This window comes from Streptomyces sp. NPDC051219 (genome assembly GCF_040682335.1).
Classification (GTDB): domain Bacteria; phylum Actinomycetota; class Actinomycetes; order Streptomycetales; family Streptomycetaceae; genus Streptomyces.
Genome location: NZ_JBFBAS010000002.1, coordinates 40,675 through 60,848, shown reverse-complemented (window position 1 = coordinate 60,848; position 20,174 = coordinate 40,675). Strand labels below are relative to the sequence as shown.

The 20,174-nt window shown below is 70.8% G+C and carries 20 protein-coding genes and 2 pseudogenes; 12 read left to right on the top strand and 10 right to left on the bottom strand.

Annotation, left to right across the window (positions count from 1 at the left end):
- Together AB0M62_RS03015 and AB0M62_RS03010 are read right to left on the bottom strand one after the other, a co-directional pair.
- Complete coding sequence (locus tag AB0M62_RS03015) at positions 1 to 399, bottom strand: VOC family protein (RefSeq protein WP_366072327.1); 399 nt, start codon at positions 397 to 399, stop codon at positions 1 to 3.
- Between the two features lie 69 nt (positions 400 to 468).
- Positions 469 to 561 (bottom strand): annotated as a pseudogene (locus AB0M62_RS03010) (neutral zinc metallopeptidase); the annotation flags it as partial.
- 2 nt (positions 562 to 563) lie between these two features.
- Here AB0M62_RS03010 and AB0M62_RS03005 point away from each other — a divergent pair.
- From AB0M62_RS03005 to AB0M62_RS02985, 5 genes and pseudogenes are all read left to right on the top strand, one after another.
- A pseudogene (locus AB0M62_RS03005) lies at positions 564 to 803 on the top strand (neutral zinc metallopeptidase); the annotation flags it as partial.
- Positions 804 to 1,061: 258 nt separating this feature from the next.
- Positions 1,062 to 1,757, top strand: a complete 696-nt coding sequence (locus tag AB0M62_RS03000) for a hypothetical protein (protein WP_366072326.1) — start codon at positions 1,062 to 1,064, stop codon at positions 1,755 to 1,757.
- A 199-nt stretch (positions 1,758 to 1,956) separates the two neighbouring features.
- Positions 1,957 to 3,555, top strand: a complete 1,599-nt coding sequence (locus tag AB0M62_RS02995) for an ABC-F family ATP-binding cassette domain-containing protein (RefSeq protein ID WP_366072325.1) — start codon at positions 1,957 to 1,959, stop codon at positions 3,553 to 3,555.
- Positions 3,556 to 3,918: 363 nt separating this feature from the next.
- Positions 3,919 to 4,140: a helix-turn-helix domain-containing protein gene (locus AB0M62_RS02990; RefSeq protein WP_366072324.1), complete on the top strand. Its 222-nt coding sequence runs from the start codon at positions 3,919 to 3,921 to the stop codon at positions 4,138 to 4,140.
- A gap of 113 nt (positions 4,141 to 4,253) precedes the next feature.
- On the top strand, positions 4,254 to 5,051 hold the full coding sequence (locus AB0M62_RS02985; protein ID WP_366072323.1) for an enoyl-CoA hydratase/isomerase family protein: 798 nt from the start codon (positions 4,254 to 4,256) through the stop codon (positions 5,049 to 5,051).
- Between the two features lie 15 nt (positions 5,052 to 5,066).
- Here the strand turns inward: AB0M62_RS02985 and AB0M62_RS02980 are convergent, their stop codons facing one another.
- Entirely contained in the window at positions 5,067 to 5,765 is a 699-nt protein-coding gene (locus AB0M62_RS02980; RefSeq protein WP_366072322.1) for a hypothetical protein, read from the bottom strand.
- A gap of 92 nt (positions 5,766 to 5,857) precedes the next feature.
- Here AB0M62_RS02980 and AB0M62_RS02975 point away from each other — a divergent pair, with 92 nt between their 5' ends.
- From AB0M62_RS02975 to amaP, 5 genes are read left to right on the top strand one after another with little or no spacing between them, the layout of a single operon-like run.
- The gene (locus AB0M62_RS02975) at positions 5,858 to 6,322 is read left to right on the top strand and encodes an Asp23/Gls24 family envelope stress response protein (protein ID WP_366072321.1); all 465 of its coding nucleotides are present in this window, start codon (positions 5,858 to 5,860) and stop codon (positions 6,320 to 6,322) included.
- Positions 6,323 to 6,349: 27 nt separating this feature from the next.
- Positions 6,350 to 6,541: a hypothetical protein gene (locus AB0M62_RS02970; protein ID WP_366072320.1), complete on the top strand. Its 192-nt coding sequence runs from the start codon at positions 6,350 to 6,352 to the stop codon at positions 6,539 to 6,541.
- Complete coding sequence (locus tag AB0M62_RS02965) at positions 6,538 to 6,897, top strand: hypothetical protein (RefSeq protein WP_366072319.1); 360 nt, start codon at positions 6,538 to 6,540, stop codon at positions 6,895 to 6,897. Before AB0M62_RS02970 ends, AB0M62_RS02965 begins: the two co-directional genes overlap by 4 nt.
- The gene (locus AB0M62_RS02960; RefSeq protein WP_366072318.1) at positions 6,894 to 7,532 is read left to right on the top strand and encodes a DUF6286 domain-containing protein; all 639 of its coding nucleotides are present in this window, start codon (positions 6,894 to 6,896) and stop codon (positions 7,530 to 7,532) included. The genes AB0M62_RS02965 and AB0M62_RS02960 overlap by 4 nt, the downstream gene beginning before the upstream one ends.
- Complete coding sequence (gene amaP / locus AB0M62_RS02955; protein ID WP_366072317.1) at positions 7,504 to 8,118, top strand: alkaline shock response membrane anchor protein AmaP; 615 nt, start codon at positions 7,504 to 7,506, stop codon at positions 8,116 to 8,118. The genes AB0M62_RS02960 and amaP overlap by 29 nt, the downstream gene beginning before the upstream one ends.
- Positions 8,119 to 8,271: 153 nt before the next feature.
- Here the strand turns inward: amaP and AB0M62_RS02950 are convergent, their stop codons facing one another.
- The 6 genes from AB0M62_RS02950 to AB0M62_RS02925 all read right to left on the bottom strand — a co-directional run bounded on the left by AB0M62_RS02950 (position 8,272) and on the right by AB0M62_RS02925 (position 16,350).
- Positions 8,272 to 9,027, bottom strand: a complete 756-nt coding sequence (locus AB0M62_RS02950; RefSeq protein ID WP_366072316.1) for an SDR family oxidoreductase — start codon at positions 9,025 to 9,027, stop codon at positions 8,272 to 8,274.
- A 4-nt stretch (positions 9,028 to 9,031) separates the two neighbouring features.
- Positions 9,032 to 10,828, bottom strand: a complete 1,797-nt coding sequence (locus AB0M62_RS02945) for a glycoside hydrolase family 15 protein (RefSeq protein WP_366072315.1) — start codon at positions 10,826 to 10,828, stop codon at positions 9,032 to 9,034.
- 46 nt (positions 10,829 to 10,874) lie between these two features.
- Positions 10,875 to 11,672, bottom strand: coding sequence for an SURF1 family protein (locus tag AB0M62_RS02940; protein ID WP_366072674.1), 798 nt, complete (start codon positions 11,670 to 11,672; stop codon positions 10,875 to 10,877).
- A 116-nt stretch (positions 11,673 to 11,788) separates the two neighbouring features.
- Entirely contained in the window at positions 11,789 to 12,022 is a 234-nt protein-coding gene (locus tag AB0M62_RS02935) for a hypothetical protein (protein ID WP_366072314.1), read from the bottom strand.
- Between the two features lie 64 nt (positions 12,023 to 12,086).
- Positions 12,087 to 13,061 carry a DEDDh family exonuclease gene (locus AB0M62_RS02930; protein WP_366072313.1) on the bottom strand — a complete coding sequence of 325 codons (975 nt, stop codon included), beginning with the start codon at positions 13,059 to 13,061 and terminating at the stop codon, positions 12,087 to 12,089.
- 145 nt (positions 13,062 to 13,206) lie between these two features.
- Entirely contained in the window at positions 13,207 to 16,350 is a 3,144-nt protein-coding gene (locus tag AB0M62_RS02925; protein ID WP_366072311.1) for an NACHT domain-containing protein, read from the bottom strand.
- Positions 16,351 to 16,495: 145 nt separating this feature from the next.
- Between AB0M62_RS02925 and AB0M62_RS02920 the strand changes: the two genes are divergently transcribed.
- Both AB0M62_RS02920 and AB0M62_RS02915 read left to right on the top strand, forming a co-directional pair.
- Positions 16,496 to 17,383, top strand: a complete 888-nt coding sequence (locus tag AB0M62_RS02920) for a sterol desaturase family protein (protein ID WP_366072310.1) — start codon at positions 16,496 to 16,498, stop codon at positions 17,381 to 17,383.
- Between the two features lie 123 nt (positions 17,384 to 17,506).
- The gene (locus AB0M62_RS02915; protein WP_366072309.1) at positions 17,507 to 18,550 is read left to right on the top strand and encodes a zinc-dependent alcohol dehydrogenase family protein; all 1,044 of its coding nucleotides are present in this window, start codon (positions 17,507 to 17,509) and stop codon (positions 18,548 to 18,550) included.
- Between the two features lie 54 nt (positions 18,551 to 18,604).
- On the opposite strand, the gene AB0M62_RS02910 is transcribed toward AB0M62_RS02915, so the two are convergent.
- Positions 18,605 to 20,149, bottom strand: a complete 1,545-nt coding sequence (locus AB0M62_RS02910; protein WP_366072308.1) for a S8 family serine peptidase — start codon at positions 20,147 to 20,149, stop codon at positions 18,605 to 18,607.
- Positions 20,150 to 20,174 lie beyond the last annotated feature (25 nt).

Here is a 20,174-nt window from a genome sequence, read left to right as displayed (position 1 = left end):
CTACGCGGCGCCGGGCGCGTACGTTCCGAAGCTCCAGACGTTGCCCTCCGCGTCCCGGGCCATGTAGTCCCGTGAGCCGTAGTCCTGGTCGGTGGGCTCCATCAGGATCTCCACCCCGTGCTCGACGGCCCGCTTGTGGTGCGCGTCGACGTCCTCCACCACGACATAGACCCCGGCCGAACCGGCGTCCGCCATCGCCTTGTCGAACACCCCGCCCTTGCCCTCGCTGCCCAGCATGACCATGCCGTTGCCGTAGGCGAGTTCGGCGTGCAGCACGCTGCCGTCCTCGCCCTCGTACACCGCGACCTCGGTGAACCCGAACCCCTCGGTCAGCAGCCTGATCGCCGTCTTCGCGTCCGCGTAGACCAGCGTCGGACAGATGCTCGGTGTACCTGCCATGTCGATCACTCCCTCTCGTTTCACGTACGGATGTGATCCAGGGCACAGTCTGGCAGGCGGGTCCGACAGTCACCGGAAGGTGTTGCACTGCGCCATGTCACCCGTGAGGTAGCCGGTGTAGAACCACTGCTGACGCTGCTGCGCCGAGCCGTGTGTCCAGGTGCACACTCGGCAGGGCGCCGGACGGACGGCCGGGCGCGAACAGCAACGCCGTCAGGGTGCAGTTGCAGGCCGACTGCTACGCCGGGGTCTGGGCGCACAACGCAGCGCGCACCCCGGACGAGTCCGGCCGACCGGTGCTCACCCGGCTCACGGACGCCGACATCCGCGACGGGCAGGACGCGGCAGCCACGGTCGGCGACGACCGGATCCAGGAGAAGCTCCAGGGACGGGTGACGCCCGAGCCGACGGCCGAGGTGGCGGAGCCGCAGGCGGTGCCGACCCGGCCGGTGAAGAAGACCGCGCGGCCGATGCCCGCCACCTCCGACGAGTATCAACCGATTCATCCTGGTACGCGCATGGGAGTACGGCTCCGCACCAGGGCTGAAAGGGGGGCGCGGCCGGCCCGCTCATCGTGTCGGGGCGGCGCTTCCCCGCCGCCCCGGACAGCCGCCGTTACGCTCTGCGCCTGATCCGTGGACACCGGTACCGGAAGGTGAGTCTTGGCCGCTCCGCCGACCGGCGTGCCGCACAGCAGGACCCGGCGCAGCGCCCGACTCGCCCTCCCCCTGGTGGCCGCGTTCCTCGCGCTCCCGCTGGTGACCGCCGCCCACCACTCCCGCCCCGCGCCGTACGGGGACCACATCACCGCGCATGCCCCGGCCCCCCGGGAGCACGGGGAACCGCTGCTCCGCGCCGAGGGCGGCGCCGTTCAGGCGTACGGGCCGGACTCCGCGGCGCCCCGCTGGACGTACACCCGCGAGGGCCGCCGGCCGCTCGCCCTGCGAGCGGCTCCGGGGCACGCCTTCACCCTGTGGGACGACGGCCTGGTCACCGACAACGCCCTCGCGGACGGAGGCGCGGTGCGCTGGCACCGCGCCGTCCCCGCGATCGCCCGCCGCCCGGGCGGACCGGCCCGGGCGGACGGTGTCCTCCAGCCGCTCGACCCGGCATACCGGATGCTCGCCGTCGTGACCCCGCAGCGCATCGCCGCCTACCGCACCGAGGACGGCGATCTGCGCTGGGTGCTGCCGGCCCGGCGAGGCTGTGTCTTCGATCCGCACCGCTTCGTCCATGCGCGCGGGGCGCTGCTGATCGCCCAGCCCTGCCGGGAGGAGGACGTGGCCTGGACGTCGGAGCTGGTGGCGGTGGACGGCCTCGGCCGGATCACCCCGGACCGCAGACCGCTGGGCAACTGAGGCGGGTCCCGGAAGCGGTCCCGCCCGCCCGCAGGCCAGGCGCGCCTCCGCCCCGCGGCCGGGCCCGCGGTCGTGCCACAAAAGCAGTTGCGAGTCCCCGGTAGACTGAGCCGTATGGCAAATCTCCTTGTGCATTAGCGGCGTAGAAGAATCTCCGCCCGCTCCCTTCCGCCGCCCATACCGCCCTGGAGTATTTCCCGTGATCACCGCCACCGGCATCGAGCTGCGCGCCGGCGCCCGAGTCCTCATCGAGTCCGCTTCCTTCCGTATCGCCAAGGGCGACCGCATCGGCCTCGTCGGCCGCAACGGAGCAGGCAAGACCACCCTCACCAAGTGCCTCGCGGGCGAGGGCATCCCCGCCGCAGGCGCCATCACCCGCTCCGGCGAGGTCGGCTACCTGCCGCAGGACCCGCGCACCGGAGACCTCGACACTCTGGCCCGTGACCGGATCCTCTCCGCGCGCGACCTGGACTCGGTTCTGCGCAAGATGCGCGAGAACGAGGAGAGGATGGCGAACGGCAAGGGCGCCACCCGTGAGCGGGCGATGAAGAAGTACGAGCGCCTGGAGACGGAGTTCCTCACCAAGGGCGGGTACGCCGCCGAGGCCGAGGCCGCCACCATCGCCGCCGCGCTCGGGCTGCCCGACCGGGTGCTCGGCCAGCCGCTCCATACGCTCTCCGGTGGTCAGCGCCGCCGTGTCGAGCTGGCCCGGATCCTGTTCTCGGACGCCGACACCCTGTTGCTCGACGAGCCGACCAACCACCTCGACGCCGACTCGATCGTCTGGCTGCGCGACTACCTGAAGTCCTACCGCGGCGGCTTCATCGTGATCTCCCACGATGTCGACCTCGTCGAGACCGTGGTCAACAAGGTCTTCTACCTGGACGCGAACCGCTCGCAGATCGACGTCTACAACATGGGCTGGAAGCTTTACCAGCAGCAGCGCGAGGCCGACGAGAAGCGGCGCAAGCGTGAGCGGCAGAACGCCGAGAAGAAGGCCGCCGCCCTCAACTCCCAGGCCGACAAGATGCGCGCCAAGGCGACCAAGACCGTCGCGGCACAGAACATGGCCAAGCGGGCCGAGCGGCTGCTCTCCGGCCTCGAGGCCGTACGGGTGTCCGACAAGGTCGCCAAGCTGCGCTTCCCCGAGCCCGCGCCCTGCGGCAGGACCCCGCTCACCGCCGAGGGCCTGTCCAAGTCGTACGGCTCGCTCGAAATCTTCACCGATGTGGATCTCGCCATCGACAAGGGCTCCCGCGTCGTCATCCTCGGCCTCAACGGTGCCGGCAAGACCACCCTGCTGCGCTTGCTCGCAGGGGTCGAGAAGCCGGACACCGGTGAGGTGAACCCGGGCCACGGACTCAAGCTCGGCTACTACGCCCAGGAGCACGAGACGCTCGACCCGGACCGCACGGTACTGGAGAACATGCGCTCCTCCGCGCCCGACCTCGACCTCGTCGAGGTCCGCAAGACCCTCGGTTCCTTCCTGTTCTCCGGTGACGACGTCGACAAGCCGGCGGGCGTGCTCTCCGGTGGTGAGAAGACCCGGCTGGCGCTGGCCACCCTGGTCGTCTCGTCCGCCAACGTGCTGCTGCTCGACGAGCCCACCAACAACCTCGACCCGGCCAGCCGTGAGGAGATCCTCGGCGCGCTGCGCACCTACAAGGGCGCGGTCATCCTCGTCACCCACGACGAGGGCGCCGTCGAGGCGCTGGAGCCGGAGCGGATCATCCTGCTGCCGGACGGCGTGGAGGACCTCTGGGGTGCCGACTACCGGGACCTCGTCGCACTGGCCTGAGGTCCGCTCCGGGCTGTGGTCCGCTCTGATCCACATCCTTCTGGATCATTCGGCTAATGCGTGATCCTTCATCTGTGTGAGTGCGTCTCGTACCACGGTGTGGCGTACACAAAATCCGGCGTGGGTGTTGGGCCGGGCGGTCCAGGCCGCCCGGCTGATCGTTTTGCCGTGCTGACCAGCCGATACGTTTGTGAACCGGGCCGGCCCGGACGTCAGGCCTGGGCGGAATGGCTTCCTCCGCTTATGGCGGCCCGTCGTGCCCGGGCAAACCTTGTGCGACGGACCTTGCCGAATGGGTGGCCAGGAAGCCCGGGAGGGGTGATCATGAGAAGTCCAGAGCGCACTTCCCATGAGGAGGCACGGGTGGCCGAGACTCTGAAGAAGGGCAGCCGGGTGACCGGCGCCGCGCGCGACAAGCTCGCGGCAGACCTGAAGAAGAAGTACGACTCCGGGGCAAGCATCCGAGCGTTGGCCGAAGAGACCGGCCGCTCGTATGGCTTTGTCCACCGGATGCTCAGTGAGTCCGGAGTCACGCTGCGGGGACGCGGCGGTGCGACACGCGGCAAGAAGACAGTCACGGCCTGACGGCTGTCTTCCGCCGTTCCACCGGTTCGGTGGCCCCCGGTCGGTCGTGAGGTCGACCGGGTGGTTACTGTTGAGTAGCTTGAGTAGCTGACTGCTCTGAACCGGAGGCGCACATGGCTTCGCCCGACCACGTCCTCGTCCTCGACAAGGACGGCGTACAGCTCACCGTCGAGGACTCCGTCGCCACGGTGACCCTGACCAACCCGGCCAAGCGCAACGCCCAGTCCCCCGCTCTCTGGCGGGCGTTGGCGGAAGCCGGGCGGGCGTTGCCGGGCAGCGTCCGGGTGGTCGTGCTGCGCGGCGAAGGCCAATCCTTCTCCGCCGGACTCGACCGGCAGGCGTTCACCCCCGAGGGCTTCGACGGTGAGCCGTCGTTCATCGATCTCGCACGCGGCTCCGACGCGGAGCTCGACGCGGTCATCGCCGAATACCAGGAGGCGTTCACCTGGTGGCGGCGCAACGACATCATCAGCATCGCCGCGGTACAGGGGCACGCCATCGGCGCGGGCTTCCAGCTCGCCCTCGCCTGCGACCTGCGGGTCGTGGCCGAGGACGTGCAGTTCGCCATGCGGGAGACCAGCCTCGGCCTGGTTCCCGATCTCACCGGCACGCACCCCCTGGTGTCGCTGGTGGGGTATGCCCGCGCCCTGGAGATCTGCGCCACCGGCCGCTTCGTTCACGCCGCGGAGGCCGAGCGGACCGGACTCGCCAACCTGGTCGTCCCCGTCGCGGAACTCGGTGGCGCGGTCCAGGATCTGACCTCGGCGCTGCTGGCCGCGCCGCGTGACGCGGTCGTCGAGACGAAGGCGCTGCTGCGCGGAGCGTCCGGCCGTACGTACGAGGACCAGCGCACCGCGGAGCGTGCCGCCCAGGCCCGCCGGCTGCGCGATCTCGCAGGTATCGCGGACTGACCTGCCGGACTCCGCTCACACCACAGCTGTGATGACGACCGTGACGGTCGGCCGGTCCGTCCGGCCGGCCGTCACCGCGCTCCGGACCGCCTTCGCCACGTCCAGCGCGCGGTGCTCCCGGGTCGTCGCCAGCTCGATACGGATGTGCCCGTCCTCCTCGCGCACAGGAGCGCCCAACGCTCCGGTCAGCACCGCCACTCCAGGGACCCGTGCCGCCACGGCCGCGACGGCTCCCGTGGGCGCAGCACCGGCCGCCGGTTCCACCGGTGGAGGAACGGCCGCCGGTTCCTCTGGCGGGGCCGCGGCCGCCGGTGCCTGATCGAGCAGATCCGTCACCCGCAGGTCCACCTCTGTCACCAGCAGCCCCAGGGACTCCCGCGCCGCCGTGAACAGCGCCGCGCGCAGAGCCGCTGCCGTAACCGGCAGCGGCGCGTCCGCGGTTGCCGCGAAATCCGCCTCGATACGCAGCGGCCCCGGTGGCAGCGCGCCCGGCGGGGGCGGCACCGCGGGCTCGGCCGTCTCGGCCGGATCGGCCAGGCCCACGCGCAGACTCACCGGTACGACCGCCGGTACCGCGGCCGCGGCCCGCCGCAGTACGGGGTCCGCCGCCCGTTCCGCGAGCCAGGCTCCGTCCGCGGCCTCGCCCAGGGGCACCAGCCTGCCCAGCCCGAGGCGCTCCCGCACCGTCCGCGCCACCCATCTGTCAGCCGTCATTCCTCCAGACTGCCGTATTTCCGGCGCGCTGAGCGGAAAGCGCACCTAATGTAGGCAATAGAGCCCAATCGCGCTTGAAGGGACTTTTAGTCATGACTGAAAGCGGACAGCCGGGCGGGGAGATCAGGAAGACCGGCACTGGAGCCACCAGAAGGGGTGGCGGCGATCCCGCGAGCCGGGGCCGGACCACCATTGCCGACGGCGTCGTGGAGAAGATCGCCGGACTCGCCGCACGGGAGGTCCCCGGTGTCCATGCGATGGGCAGCGGCATGTCACGCACCTTCGGGGCGGTACGGGACCGGGTGCCCGGCGGTGGGACCAAGTCGGTCAGCCGCGGGGTGAAGGCCGAGGTGGGGGAGGTTCAGACGGCCCTCGACCTCGAAATCGTCGTCGACTACGGCGTGGCGATCGCGGATGTCGCCCGCGCGGTGCGCGAAAACGTCATCTCGGCCGTGGAGCGCATGACCGAACTGGAAGTCGTCGAGGTCAACATCGCGGTCAGCGACGTGAAGTTGCCGGACGAGGAAGAAGAAGAGCCGGAATCACGGCTGCACTAGCACGGTAGATCCACAGAGGAGCTCAACATGAGCATGGCCGTGGTCGGCCTGGTGGCCGGCATGGCGCTGGGATTCGCCGGATACTTCGGCGGCTTCGGTGCCTTTCTGCTGGTGGCGGCGCTCGGGGCCGTCGGCTTCGTCGGGGGCAGGTTCCTCGACGGCGATCTGGAGCTCGGAGACTTTTTCCGGCCCCGCGAGCGTGACGACCGGCGGCGGTGACCCCCGTGACACTCTCGGAGCCGGTCGAGGCGGCTGAACGGGGGGCCACCCGCATCGCCGACCGGGTCGTCGCCAAGATCGCCGCGCATGCGGCCCAGGAGGCGCTGGCGGCCGTCCCGAAGGGGGGCGACAGGCCGCACGCGTCCGTCACCGTTCATCACGAAAGCGCCCGGGTGCGGATCAGTCTCGATCTCGACTACCCGTCCGACATCGGCGGCCAGTGCGCTTCGGTGCGTCGCCAAGTCGCCGAGCGGGTACACGCGTTGGCGGGAATGGAAGTGCCCGAAGTGGCCGTCCACGTGGAACGGCTGCACTCGGTGCACTCGCGCGGCGTTGCCCAGGGGAGGATCCGATGAGTGCTCGGTCGCCGGAACTGGATCAGTCGGCCTCCGCCGCGGCGTACGAACCGGTCCCGCCCTCGGACGGGGCCGGGGACGGCAAGGACGGCAAGGCCGGCCGGTTCTGGTCGGCACGCAGAGTGCCGGCCGCGCTGACCGCTCTGGCAGTGCTGGGGGCCGCAGGCCTGCTGCTCTACGACCTCGCGGCGGTACGCGCCGACCGCCCCGCGATGCAGTGGCGCCGTAGCCTCGCCCGGGAGCTCGCGGAACGCCCGTTGGACGACACATGGGTACTGGCTGGCGCGGCGGCGGCCATCGCGCTCGGATTGTGGCTGCTGGTGCTCGCGGTCACTCCGGGGCTGCGCCGCATCCTCCCGATGCGCCGCCGGACCGCCGACGTACGGGCGGGGCTGGACCGGCGCGCGGCCGCGCTCGTGCTGCGCGACCGGGCGATGGAGGTGGCCGGCGTCCAGTCGGCCCGGGTGAAGGTGGGCCGTTCGAAGGCCGCTGTCCGCGCTGTTTCGCACTTCCGTGAACTCGACGAGGTACGTGCCGATCTGGACGCGGCGCTGGGCGCCGGCCTCAGGGAACTCGGGCTCGCCCGCGCCCCGAGGTTGTCGGTCCATGTCGGCCGGCCGGCGAAGAAGGGGTGAGGCGGCGGTGCTGCGTACGGTCAACCGGGTGCTGCTCGGACTGGTGGGACTGGTGCTCATCGCGGTCGGTGGCGGGGTGCTGGCCGCGGGCCTCGGCCTCGGCGTACCGCCCTGGTGGCCTTTCGACGGGCGGGACGACGTACTGCTGAGCCGGGCGGACCGGGGCCGGTGGCGTGACGAGGGCTGGTGGTGGCCTGTCGTCCTGGCGACCCTGGCCGTCTGCGTCATCCTGGCCCTGTGGTGGCTGCTGGCCCAGCTGCGGCGGCAGCGGCTGGCGGAGGTGCTGGTGGACAGCGGCGACGGGGCGGGGGCGCTGCTGCGGGGGCGGGCACTGGAAGGTGTGGTGGCCGGCGAGGCCGAGGCGATGGACGGCGTGGCGCGGGCCCACGTACATCTGCAGGGCCGCCGTAGCGCCCCGGCGACCCGGGTGAACCTCCTGCTGGAGCCACACGCGGCACCGGCGGAGACCCTCTCGGGTCTCACGGACGAAGCACTTGCCCACGCCCGGGACTCGGCAGGCCTGGCGGCCCTGCCGTCGGAGGTCCGTATGAGAGCGGCCAAACACCGGGCGGAACGCGTGTCCTGACGGGCCGGGCCGGGCCCCTGCGGGCCCGACCGGCCGTCCCCCCCGTCCCGGATCCGGACCCGGACCGCGGGCCGACGGGGCGAGCGCGGGACGAGGGGACGGGTGGGGACGGCCGGGGCCGATGGACCGACGGGAATGGCGGACCGGCAGGCCTCAGAAGCCGCGGCGCGCGCCGCCGTCCACCGGGAGCATGATCCCCGTCAGATACGACGCCGCGGGCGACAGCAGGAACGCCGCCGTTTTGCCGAACTCCTCCGGAGTGCCGTACCGGCGCAGCGGGATACGGGACTCGTTCGCCGCCCGCGCCGACTCCGCGTCGCCCGACAGCGCGTCGAGTTCCCGGACCCGGTCCGTGTCGATCCGGGCCGGCAGCAGACCGACCACCCGGATCCCGCGCGGGCCGAGTTCGTCCGCGAGGGACTTCGCGAAGCCGGCCAGGCCCGGGCGCAGGCCGTTGGAGATGGTAAGGCCCGGGATGGGCTCGTGGACGGAGCCGGAGAGCACGAAGCCGATGACCCCGCCCTCACCGAGTTCCGCCGCGGCGGCGCGGGCCAGCCGTACCGCGCCCAGGAACACCGACTCGAACGCCGACTGCCACTGCTCGTCCGTGTTGTCGGCGGCGAAGCCCGGCGCCGGTCCGCCGACGCTGATGAGGATGCCGTCGAAGCGTCCCAACCGCTCGCGCGCGGTGCTGATCAGACGCTGGGCGGTGGAGGGGTCGGCGTTGTCGGCGGCGACGCCCAGCGCACGGGGGCCGAGCGCGGCGGCCGCCTCCGCGGCGCCCTTCTCGTCCCTGCCGGTGACGATCACCTTTGCGCCGTCGGCGGCGAGCGCGGCCGCCGAGGCGTGGCCGAGGCCACGGGTGGCTCCGGTGACGACGTAGACGCGGTCCTTCAGTCCAAGATCCATGGCCCTATCCTGCCGTCTCCTCCCAGTCCAGAGCGAGGGCGGTCCCCACCAGACCGATGTGGCTGAAGGCTTGCGGGAAGTTTCCGAGCTGGCGTCCCGACAGCGGGTCGTACTCTTCGGCCAGGAGCCCGACATCATTGCGCAGCGACAGCAGCCGCTCGAACACCTCGCGGGCCTCCTTCACCCGGCCCGTCATGCGCAGCGCGTCGGCCAGCCAGAACGAGCAGGCCAGGAATGTCCCTTCGTCGCCCGGCACTCCGTCGACCGGCGCGCCGGGCCTACTGCCCTGCGTGCTGTATCGGCGGACGAAACCGCCGTGGCCGAGTTCGTCACGCACCGCGTCGATGGTCCCGACGACCCGCGGGTCGTCGGGTGGCAGGAAGCCGACCCGGGGGATGAGCAGGGTCGCCGCGTCCAGCTCCTCGGAGCCGTAGAACTGCGTGAAGGTGTTGCGGACCGGGTCGTAGCCCTTCTCGCACACCTCCCGGTGCACCTCCTCCCGCATCACGCGCCACCGTCCGACGCTGCCGCTGAGTGTCGGCTCGGCTTCCAGGGCGCGTACGGCACGGTCGGCGGCGACCCAGGCCATCACCTTGGAGTGCACGAAGTGGCGGCGTGGGCCCCGTACTTCCCACAGACCCTCGTCGGGCTTGCGCCAGCTGTCCTCAAGGAAGCCGAGCAGGCTGAGCTGCAGATGCCAGGCGTTCTTCTCCGCCACCAGGCCCGCGATGCGCGCCAGATGGAGGGAGTCGATGACCTCCCCGTACACGTCGAGCTGGAGCTGGGTGACGGCGGCGTTGCCGATCCGCACGGGTGCGGACGACTCGTAACCCCGCAGCCAGGGCAGCTCCGTCTCCGGCAGCCGCCGTTCGCCCGCGAGCCCGTACATGATCTGCAGGTCGGCCGGGTCGCCGGCGACCGCGCGCAGCAGCCAGTCCCGCCAGGCCGCGGCTTCGTCGAGATAGCCGGCGGAGATCAGGGAACCGAGGGTCAGGGTGGAGTCGCGCAGCCAGCAGTACCGGTAGTCCCAGTTGCGTACGCCGCCGATCTCCTCGGGCAGCGAGGTGGTGGGGGCGGCGACGATGCCGCCGGTCGGGGCGTACGTCAGGGCCTTGAGGGTGATCAGTGAGCGCAGGACCGCTTCGCGGTAGGGACCCCGGTAGCGGCACCGCCCGGACCACTCCTGCCAGTCCTCCAGGCTGTGCTGCAGCGCCTCGAACGGGTCGACCAGTTCGGGGCGCGGCTCGTGCGAGGGATGCCAGGTGAGCACGAAGGCGACCCGTTCGCCCGCCGCGACGGTGAAGGTCGAATAGGTGGCGTTCCGCTTGCCCCAGGTCTTCACCGCCGGTTCGCTGCGGAGCCAGACGGAGTCGGGGCCGGCGATCGCCACCCGGTGCCCGTCGGAGCGGCGCATCCACGGCACGATGTTGCCGTAGTCGAAGCGCAGCCGGAGTGTGCTGCCCATGGCCACCTCTCCGGAGAGGCCCTCGATGATCCGTACGACGTCGGGTGCGCGGTCGCGCTGGGGCATGAAGTCGGTGACCTTGACGGTGCCCGCCTCGGTCTCCCAGACGGACTCCAGGATGAGTGATTCGTCCGCGTACCGGCGGTAGGTGCAGTTGCCCGCGCCCTCCGGGGCGATCCGCCAGTGGCCGTTTTGCTGGTCGCCGAGCAGCGCGGCGAAGCAGGCGGCCGAGTCGAACCGGGGCAGGCAGAGCCAGTCGACGGAACCGTCCCGGCCGACCAGAGCGGCGGTCTGGAGATCGCCGATCAAGGCGTAGTCCTCGATGCGTTGGGTCACCCGATCCGTGTTCCCGCAAGGCCGAGGGGCCAATCAGTCAGGCAGGTCAGGCGGTGACGGCAGCGGCTTCGGCCGGGTCGTCCGCGGTCCGGGCGGCGGCCGCGGCCCTGTCCTGCTTCTCGCGGCGGACCAGGACCAGCCAGCCGACGGGCACTCCGGCGGCGAAGAGCCACCACTGGACCGCGTATGCCATGTGGGCCCCGATGGAGTCGTGGTCGGGGGCCGGGATCGGTTCGGGGGAGTCACCGGCGGGCTCGGGAGCGGTCTGCTCGAGATAGCCGCCGAGCACCGGCCGGGTCAGGGCCTTCGACTGCTGCTCGCTGTTGATCAGCATGATCTGGCGGTCCGGCAGGCCCTCGAGGTCCTTGATTCCGCTGGCGCTCGTCGTCTCGTCGGCCTTCAGCCGGCCGGTGACGGTCAACTCACCCCTGGGGGCGGGTGGCACCTCGGGGAACGCCTGCTGGTCGGAGGCGAACGGCACCCAGCCGCGGTTGACGAGGACCGCGCGGCCGTCCTTCATCACCAGGGGGGTCAGGACATGGAATCCGACCTGGTCGCCGGATGAGGTCCGGCGGCGGACGACGACCTCGTGCGCGGTGTCGTACGTACCGGTGACCGTCACCCGGCGCCAGTAGTCGTCCCGCGGAACGGTGTGACCGGGGGAGGTCAGCTCGCCGGCCGGGACCGGCCGCGCGGCCAGATTGGCGGCGATCAGCTGGTTCTGTGCGACCCGGTGCTCGTGGCGGTGGAACTGCCAGAAGCCCAGCTCGACCATCACGGGGATGAGAACGAGTGCCAGGAGGGTGAGGATCACCCACTGCCGGGTCAACAGGAAGCGGTACACCCCACGACCGTACAACTCGGTCATGGGGTGCCCGAAGGGAGGGGGGGCTGAAGGGAGCGGACCCGGACGGAGACGAGCGTGAGAGCGGGGCCCGCAGGGGCTGGGCGTCCGGGGTCTCAGACTTTGTCGACGATGCCCACCTTCCCCTCGGCGCGGGCGCAGTGGGCCCCGCAGTACCACCGGCCGTCGGCCTCGACGCCCTGGCCGATGATCTGGACCTTGCAGTGCTCGCACAGGGGCGCCATGCGGTGAATGGCGCAGGAGAAGCAGTCGAAGACGTGCACCGCGCCCTGCGCGTGCACCTCGAAGGACATGCCGTAGTCGTTTCCGCATACCTCGCAACGTGCCATGCGCCACAGGGTGCGGCGCACGGCGGCGGCTGGGCGAGCGGGCGGCTGGCGAGTCGTCCGCCAATCACCCGTCTGCCGGGGCCACGTCCCGCAGCAGCTGTGTGAAGGCCGCCTCGTCGACCACCGGGGTGGCGAAGGACCGTGCCTTGAGCGTCTTGGACGTCGAGGAGTCCGGGTCGTTCGTGACCAGCAGACTGGTGAGCCGGGACACACTCGTGGCGATGTGCAGCCCCGCCTCGAAGGCCCGGTCCTCCAGCAGCTCGCGGTCGACGGAGGTGTCGCCGGAGAACGCCACCCGCATTCCCTGCTTCAGCGGCTTGCCCACCTCGTACCGACCCGGGTTCGGGTAGGGGCACGCCGGCCGCCTGCGGGAGGGCCGCCAGCTCATCGGCCGGTACGAGGCCTGGTGTCCCACCCGCGGTGTGGCGGGCGCGTCCGACCACTCGGTCAGGGGCCGGCACTCGAGCAGCGGCAGCCGCACTCCGTCCCGGACCGCCGCGTGCAGGCTCGGCCGGAAGGCCTCCGCGAGCACGCGCGCGTCGTCGAGGGCGTGGTGCGCGCGCTGCTGCACCACACCGAAGTGCGCGGCGAGCGACTCCAGCTTGTGGTTGGGCAGCGGCAGCCGGAGCTCCTTGGAGAGCGCGATCGTGCACAGCCGCTGCCGGACGGGGGCGGTGCGCTCGGCGCGCGCGTACTCCCGGGCGATCATCGACCAGTCGAACATGGCGTTGTGCGCGACGAGTACGCGCTCCGCGAGCCGCATCGAGAACTCGTACGCGATGTCCTGGAAGAGCGGGGCGCCTTCGAGCACGTCGCTGGTGAGACCGTGAATCCATACGGGGCCCGGGTCCCGCTCGGGGTTGACGAGGGTGTACCAGTGGTCCTCGACATTGCCCTGCGCGTCCAGCCGGTAGACGGCAGCCGACACTATACGGTCGTCGCGGGCGAGTCCGGTGGTCTCCACGTCAACGACCGCGTACCCCTGGGGGTACGCGGCCGGCCACGCTGCTGCAATCGTACGGTCGTCGAGCATGGTCACAGAGAATACGGGCTGCGACTGACAGCCCCGGCCGGGCCCGGTTCGGCTCACCGTTCCGCCACGCCGGGGAGGCCGGAAATGTCGGGGCGTCAGGCGTGCGCAGCCGCCGGCGCCCGTACGGACGTGGCGAACAGCTTCTCCGGGCTCAAGTGTTGGTGAACGTGAGCCGCTCCGGCGGGAAAAGCTCTGCACCGGTCACGTTGGTCGAGACGCCGACGTTGATGGCGAGGCGTTCCAGCTCGGCGAGGGGGCTGAGATCGATCGGTCCGTCGCACTGGACGATTGACAGCAACGTGAGGTTGGGCAGAGCGCGCAGCGGTTCGAGTCCCGAGGACAGCGCGCACCACCGCAGGAACAGCCTCTGCAGACCTTGGTGTCGCACCACCGTCTGCAGATCGACGGCGGGGTGATCGAGTATCTGCAGGATTACCAGTGGAAACACGTGCTCGTGGCGCGCCAGCTGCTGTGCCTGCCACTCCCCGGACACCGTCAAGTACGCCAGCTCGGGCCAGCGTTCCAGCCCCGCCAGATCGATGTTCCGGGCGAGGCGATGGAGTCCGAAGGAAGTGAGTTCGGACCGGATGGGGATGTCGCCCACAGATGCCACTCCCGCCGCGACGTCGAGAATGAGTGTCTCCAGGACGGCCAAATCGGCCAGTGGCGTCAGCTGTAGACCTTCGGTGAGCCGGTAGAGGTAGAGATCTCGGATGGGCAGTCCGCCGAGCGGACCGAGATCGGTCACCAGTGGGCACTCGTCGATGCCGAGCCCGGCCAATTGGTGGCAGCCCGCCAGAGGTGACAGGTCCCGCAGTTCGCTGTTCTTCGCGATGAACAGCCGCTCCATGTCTGCGCGCGCGGATATCTCCCGTGGAATGGCGTGGTCGCCCTCCAGACGGATCTTCCTGAGATGACGCAGGCCGGGCAGCGCGGCGATCTGTTCCCGGGTGCTGACCTGAACGAACGTGTCGGGCAGCGACGCGCCCGAGAGCACCGCGTCCGCGTACTCCTGCGCGGCGAAACCGGCCCAGCCCTGGGCCAGCTGGTGGGCGACCTGGAGAGTGGTGCTCTCGCGGAACTGCGCGATGACCCGCAGCGCCGCGTCACCGCCGATCAGGGCGGCGGTGCGCACGACGGCCGCAGCTGTTTGATCATCCAGCCCCTCCGGGCCGGGCAGGAGTTCGAGAACCAGCGTGCCCACCCTCGCCAGTTCCTCGGCCTCCGCGACACTGTGGGGCGGCAGCAGTTCTGCCGTCCGTGTCTCCACTTCCGTCCGGATTCCGGGATCGAGCTCCGGCGCGTGCTCCAAGCAGGCCGCGGCCAGCAGCACCAGGCGGTGGCGGTGGCTCTTGACCCGGTCCGCCCTGCGCAGCAACTGCCTCAACAGCCGGGATCGTTCATCGGGTCGCGCATGGCCGACCGCCATGCGGACCACGTCGTCCCACTGGTCGTCGTGAGCGTTGCGGACCAGCACGCCGAAATCCCTTGCCTCGACGGCCGCCTTTGCTCCCAGGTAGTCCTGGAACGTGCGGTGTACGAAGTTCACCGCGCCACGCACCGGCTCCCGCAACAGACCGCTGCGGATCAACAGGTGCGAGAACACCTGCTGTGTACTGCCCTGCGCGCGCACCTGCGGCATGGCGTCCAGCCATTCGTCGACCATTTCGACGACATCTTCCCGGGCCGCCTCCGTCTGGCCGTTGCGGATCAGCCAATACGCCAGCCGCTGCAACAGCAGCATCTGCTCGTCGCGTGTGAGGTAGACCCCCTCGGCGCCCCTGATCTCCCGTTCCGTGTCGCGTCGAACCAGCAGCAGATCCAGCGCGGCGTCGAACAGCTCCTTCCGCGCTCGCGGAAGCTGCATCCGCCGGTCGCGGTTCAGGGCGCACAGCAGCGCGCACATCAGCGGGTTGGTGGCGATCCGGCCCAGGTCCCGCCGGGTCGTGACCGCGTGTGTGAGGGCTTTTTCGTAGGTGTCGAGACGTTCCCGCTCGGTGGTGGAGAGGCTCTCCCTGCGTGCCGTGTCGTGCCAGTGCGCGATGAACGCGCGGATGTCGTCCCGTTCCATCGGCAGCAGCGAGTGCGCGCCGAAGCCCAGGCCCGCCAGCCACTCCTCCGGGACCGCCGACGGCCGGGTGGTGACCACGTATCGTGCCTTCGGGAAGGCTGTGATCAGGGACCGCAGCCATGCCTCGGTCCGGTTGCGCAGCCGCTGCGGGACTTCGTCGACCCCATCGACGAGAACCAGTGCCCTGCCGCTGCTCAGCAGGTCCTCGGCCCATCCCGCGGGCGCCGATCCGTGGAGCGGGACCCTGGCCGCCCGGAGGAAGTCCTCCGGCATCGGCAGCGCGTCCGGGGAATTGAAGGAGCGCAGGCGCAGGACGAAGGGCACGCACAGATTCCAGGCGTCGAGATCCTGGCCGAAGGTGCGCCGGGACGCATTGAGGGCGATCCACTGGACGAGAGTGCTCTTGCCCGATCCTGCCGGACCGCGCAGGAGCAGTCGGCGGCCCCCCGACATGGCCTGCTCGGTCTTCACCGCGACCGTTTCCGTGGCGGGGACACCCATGCCCTCCTGGTGCGCGCTGTTCTCACGGTCGCTGCTGACGCCCAGGCTGATGTATGCCGTGTCGAGCGGCCACTCGTTGCGCTCCCGGTTCAGCGTCAGCCCGAACAGCTCCAGCCGCCCGTACGTCGCGGCCACGAAGTCCGCGTACCGCTGCTCGAAGCGAGCGGCCAGCGAGCCGGGCGGTGGCCCCAGCCGGTCCCTTACGTCCTCCAGCGTCCTCTCCAACTTGCCGGTCCGGCGTACGACTTCGACATCCGCCCGCGCCGAGAACCCGGGCAGCGTCGTCACATACTCGACGATGTGGCGGCAGCACAGCCCGGTCAGCTCCTCGAAGAGGGCCGTCCCGGCGTCGCCGAGACCGGCCGCCCTGGGGGCCCGGTCGAGAACCGCCGACGTCAGCCGGTCCGGGTCGAGGTCCTGGGCGAACAGGACGTCCTGGTCCAGCACCCCGGTCGCCGTGAACGCGTCCCGTACCGCGTCGACCGCAGCGAGCCGCTCGTGCTCCGGCAGTCGGCCGGCCGCGACCGCCAGCCGCGCGGCCAGGCCCTCCGCCAGGCTGTCGAGCTCCCTTTCCCCCAGCTCCACCGGGCGCCGCCAGCGCGGTCCCGGCCGCTTCGGGTCCGCGACCAGTCCCGCACCCGGCTGCCGGCTCAGCATCGGCTTGACCAGCGCGCCGACGACCGTTCCCGCGAGCCGCAGCAGAACTGTCTCGAACCCCTGCATCCGTGTACCTCCCCCATCCGGACCCGACCGCCCAGTATCGGCGGGCGCGACCCGCCTCCGCAGGCAGAACGCCGGGTAACCCTGCCCAATACCGATCGGTAACAACCTCTGGCGCAGACCACGAACGCGCCTTTATGGTGCGGGCATGCCGAACCTGCCCGATGTCGTGCTGTGGTCGATACCGGCCTTCGTCGTGCTCACCGTCGTGGAGATGGTGAGCTACCGGCTGCATCCCGACGAGGACGCCGCCGGATACGAGGCGAAGGACGCCGCGACCAGCGTCGGCATGGGGCTCGGCAGTCTCGGCTTCGATCTGCTGTGGAAGATCCCGGTCGTCGCGATCTACACGGCGATCCACGAGCTGACCCCGCTGCGTGTGCCCGTCCTGTGGTGGACGATCCCGCTGATGCTGCTCGCGCAGGACTTCTTCTACTACTGGTCCCACCGCGGCCACCACGTCGTCCGCATCCTGTGGGCCTGCCACGTCGTCCACCACTCGAGCCGCAAGTTCAACCTCACCACCGCGCTCCGCCAGCCCTGGACGTCCCTGACCGCCTGGCCGTTCTACGTCCCGCTGATCGCGCTGGGCGTACACCCGGTGGCGCTCGCGTTCTGCTCCTCCACGAGCCTCGTCTACCAGTTCTGGATCCACACCGAGCGGATCGACAAGCTGCCGCGCCCCTTCGAGTACGTGTTCAACACCCCCTCCCACCACCGCGTCCACCATGCCTCCCAAGGGGGATATCTGGACCGGAACTTCGGCGGAATCCTGATCCTCTGGGACCGGCTCTTCCGGTCCTTCGCCGCCGAGACCGAGCGGCCAATCTTCGGCCTGACGAAGAACATCAGCACGTACAACCCGTTGCGCGTGGCCACCCATGAGTACGCGACGATCGCCCGGGACGTACGCACCGCCCGCAGCTGGCGCGAGCGCGCGGGCCGCGTCCTCGCGGGCCCCGGCTGGCAGCCGGCGCCCGCGGCCCCGCCACAGCCCGCCCCCGCGCCGGCCCCGGTTCCGGAGAGCGCGGCATGACGGCGTACCCACCGCGGTGACCGGCCGCTGCGAGCGGGCGCGTGGCGGTGACGTTTGGATGCCCGCCGTCGGCCGGGCGTACCGTATGCAGGTCACATACCGTCGGCTTCCGAGGACCGCACCATGCGCGCCACCGTCATTCACGCCCCGCACGACATCCGTGTGGAGGAGGTGCCGGACCCGGAGATCCAGCAGCCGACCGATGCGATCCTCCGGGTCCTGCGTGCCTGTATCTGCGGCAGCGACCTGTGGGCGTACCGCGGAGAGGCCGCCCGGCAGCCGGGGCAGCGCATCGGGCACGAGTTCCTCGGCGTGATCGAGGAAACCGGATCCGCGGTGTCCGGGTTCGCCGCCGGTGACCTGGTCGTCGCGCCCTTCATGTGGTCCGACGGCGTCTGCGACTTCTGCGCCGAGGGACTCACCACCTCCTGCGAGCACGGCGGCTTCTGGGGCGCGGTCGGCCACGACGGCGGCCAGGGCGAAGCCGTGCGTGTTCCGTACGCCGACGGCACCCTGGTCAAGCTCCCGGCCGAGGCGGCCTCCGACGACCACCTGCTGACGGCCCTGCTCACACTTTCCGATGTGCTCGGCACGGGGCATCACGCGGCGCTCGGCGCGGGCGTCCGCCCCGGCGCGACCGTCGCCGTCGTCGGCGACGGCGCGGTCGGACTGTGCGGCGTACTGGCCGCCAAGCGGCTCGGAGCCGAGCGGATCATCGCGCTGGGCCGCCACCAGGTGCGTACCGACATCGCCCGGCGATTCGGCGCCACGGACGTCGTCGCGGACCGCGGCGAGGCCGCGGTGGCGGCTGTCCGCGAGCTGACCGGCGGTCAGGGCGCGCACGCGGTGATCGAGGCGGTAGGCACCGAGCAGTCGATGCGTACGGCCGTCGAGATCACCCGCGACGGCGGAGCGATCGGCTTCGTCGGTGTGCCGCACGGCAGCGGAACGGGCCTCGACCTCGGCGTGATGTTCGACCGGAACATCGCTCTGCGCGGCGGTGTGGCACCGGTCCGTACGTACATCCCGCAGCTGCTGCCCGACGTACTGGACGGCACCATCGACCCCTCGCCCGTGTTCGACCTCACGGTCGGCCTCGAAGGCGTGCCGGACGGCTACAAGGCCATGGACGAGCGCACCGCCCTCAAGGTCCTGGTCCAGCCGTAAGCAAGGGAAGAGGGGCCGGCCGGGGGAGAACCCCGCCCGGCCCCCTCGCGCACGCTACTTCTTGGTGACCGCGTCCAGGGCGTCGGTAATGCCCGCCCCGTAGAAGCCGTTGTAGCCCGTGCCGCCCTCACAGACGGCGTCGGCCGTGCCGTCGCCGTCGATGTCGTACGGCACCGGGCAGGCGGCGTCGTCCGCCTGCGCCTTGAGAAGCGCCTTGACCTTCCACGCCGGGGCGTGCGGGTGCGTCGACCTGATCAGCGCGGCGACGCCCGCGACATGCGGGGAAGCCATCGACGTACCGGCCATGTAGCCCCACTTGCCACCGGGCAGCGGGCCGAGGATCAGGCCGCTGACGGCCGGCGGCGCCGGCGTCTGGTAACGCGTGGAGTCGCCGCCCGGGGCCGCGATGTCGATGACACCGAGGCCATAGTTGGAGAACGAGGACTTCAGGCCCTTCGCACCGGTCGCGGCGACGGTGACGACACCCGGCAGCTGGGTCGGGATGTCCAGACACTCGCTCGGGTCGACGGTCCGCGGCACCGGTGTGGTGTCGTTCGGGCTCGACGGGTCGGTGATCGCGTCGGAGGCCAGGTCGTAACTCTCGTTGCCGGCGGCCGCGACATTGACCGTGCCCTTGGACTCCGCGTACCGCGAGGCCCGGGTGATGGCCTCGACGAGCGCCTTCTGGTCCGGGTCGTCCTTGCAGTTGAAGTACCACGGGTCCGTGTAATAGCTGTTGTTCGTCACGTCGACGCCGTGGTCGGCGGCCCACATGAAGCCGCAGACGACGGCCTCGGTGTAGAAGAAGCCGGCCGGCGTGGACACCTTGATGCCCGACACCTTGACGCCCGGAGCGACACCCGTAACGCCGACGCCGTTCTTCGCGGCGGCGATCTCGCCCGCGACATGCGTGCCGTGCGGGCTCTCCGCGGCCGACGGGCGCCAGGCGCCGTCCGCCGTGTCGGGCTTGCCCGTCACGCAGTTGACGGACGCGTCACGGTCGAAGTTCGGTGCGATGTCGGGATGGGTGTCGTCGACACCCGTGTCGATCACCGCAACGGTGACCTTGCTGCTGCCCAGCGACTTCTCGTGCGCCTGGTCCGCCTTGATGGCGGGCAGGTCCCACTGCAGCGGCTGGAGCGGGTCCTGACCGGCGGGCACAGCCTCCGTCGCGGCCTCCACCTGCTCGGCGGTCAGGGCCTGCGGTGCGCCGACATCCGTGGTGGACTGCGCCGGCAGCGGTGCCGTACGGGTGGAACCGGCCGACTCCACACCCCTGACCGTGCGAATCGTCTTCGCGAAGTCGGGGTTCGAGGAGTGGACGACGATCACACCGATCCGGTCGTACGACTGGACGATGCTGCCGCCGGCCTTGCCGATGGCCTTCTTCACCGCCTTCGCGTGCCCGTTGCCGGGGCGCACGTTGACGACATAGCTCAGCGGCGTACCGCTGGTCCGCGCTGCGCCCGCCGCCGGTGACGCGGTGGCGTCGGCCGAGGTCGCCGACGCGGTGCCGGGAAGGAACGCGAGGGCCGTGGCCAACGCCATGCCGGCGGGTATGACGGCGGCGCGACGGGGCCGCATGGGGTGCGGCGTCATGGGATCTCCACTTCGTTCGCGAAAT

Coding starts and splice junctions, on each gene's coding strand:
- AB0M62_RS02920 (WP_366072310.1), top strand. CDS start 16,496: ATGCCGAACCTGCCCGATGTCGTGCTGTGGTCGATACCGGCCTTCGTC.
- AB0M62_RS02970 (WP_366072320.1), top strand. CDS start 6,350: ATGAGCATGGCCGTGGTCGGCCTGGTGGCCGGCATGGCGCTGGGATTC.
- AB0M62_RS02925 (WP_366072311.1), bottom strand. CDS start 16,350: ATGCAGGGGTTCGAGACAGTTCTGCTGCGGCTCGCGGGAACGGTCGTC.
- AB0M62_RS03015 (WP_366072327.1), bottom strand. CDS start 399: ATGGCAGGTACACCGAGCATCTGTCCGACGCTGGTCTACGCGGACGCG.
- AB0M62_RS02985 (WP_366072323.1), top strand. CDS start 4,254: ATGGCTTCGCCCGACCACGTCCTCGTCCTCGACAAGGACGGCGTACAG.
- AB0M62_RS02910 (WP_366072308.1), bottom strand. CDS start 20,149: ATGACGCCGCACCCCATGCGGCCCCGTCGCGCCGCCGTCATACCCGCC.
- amaP (WP_366072317.1), top strand. CDS start 7,504: ATGTCGGCCGGCCGGCGAAGAAGGGGTGAGGCGGCGGTGCTGCGTACG.
- AB0M62_RS02915 (WP_366072309.1), top strand. CDS start 17,507: ATGCGCGCCACCGTCATTCACGCCCCGCACGACATCCGTGTGGAGGAG.
- AB0M62_RS02935 (WP_366072314.1), bottom strand. CDS start 12,022: ATGGCACGTTGCGAGGTATGCGGAAACGACTACGGCATGTCCTTCGAG.
- AB0M62_RS02975 (WP_366072321.1), top strand. CDS start 5,858: ATGACTGAAAGCGGACAGCCGGGCGGGGAGATCAGGAAGACCGGCACT.
- AB0M62_RS02950 (WP_366072316.1), bottom strand. CDS start 9,027: ATGGATCTTGGACTGAAGGACCGCGTCTACGTCGTCACCGGAGCCACC.
- AB0M62_RS02960 (WP_366072318.1), top strand. CDS start 6,894: ATGAGTGCTCGGTCGCCGGAACTGGATCAGTCGGCCTCCGCCGCGGCG.
- AB0M62_RS02980 (WP_366072322.1), bottom strand. CDS start 5,765: ATGACGGCTGACAGATGGGTGGCGCGGACGGTGCGGGAGCGCCTCGGG.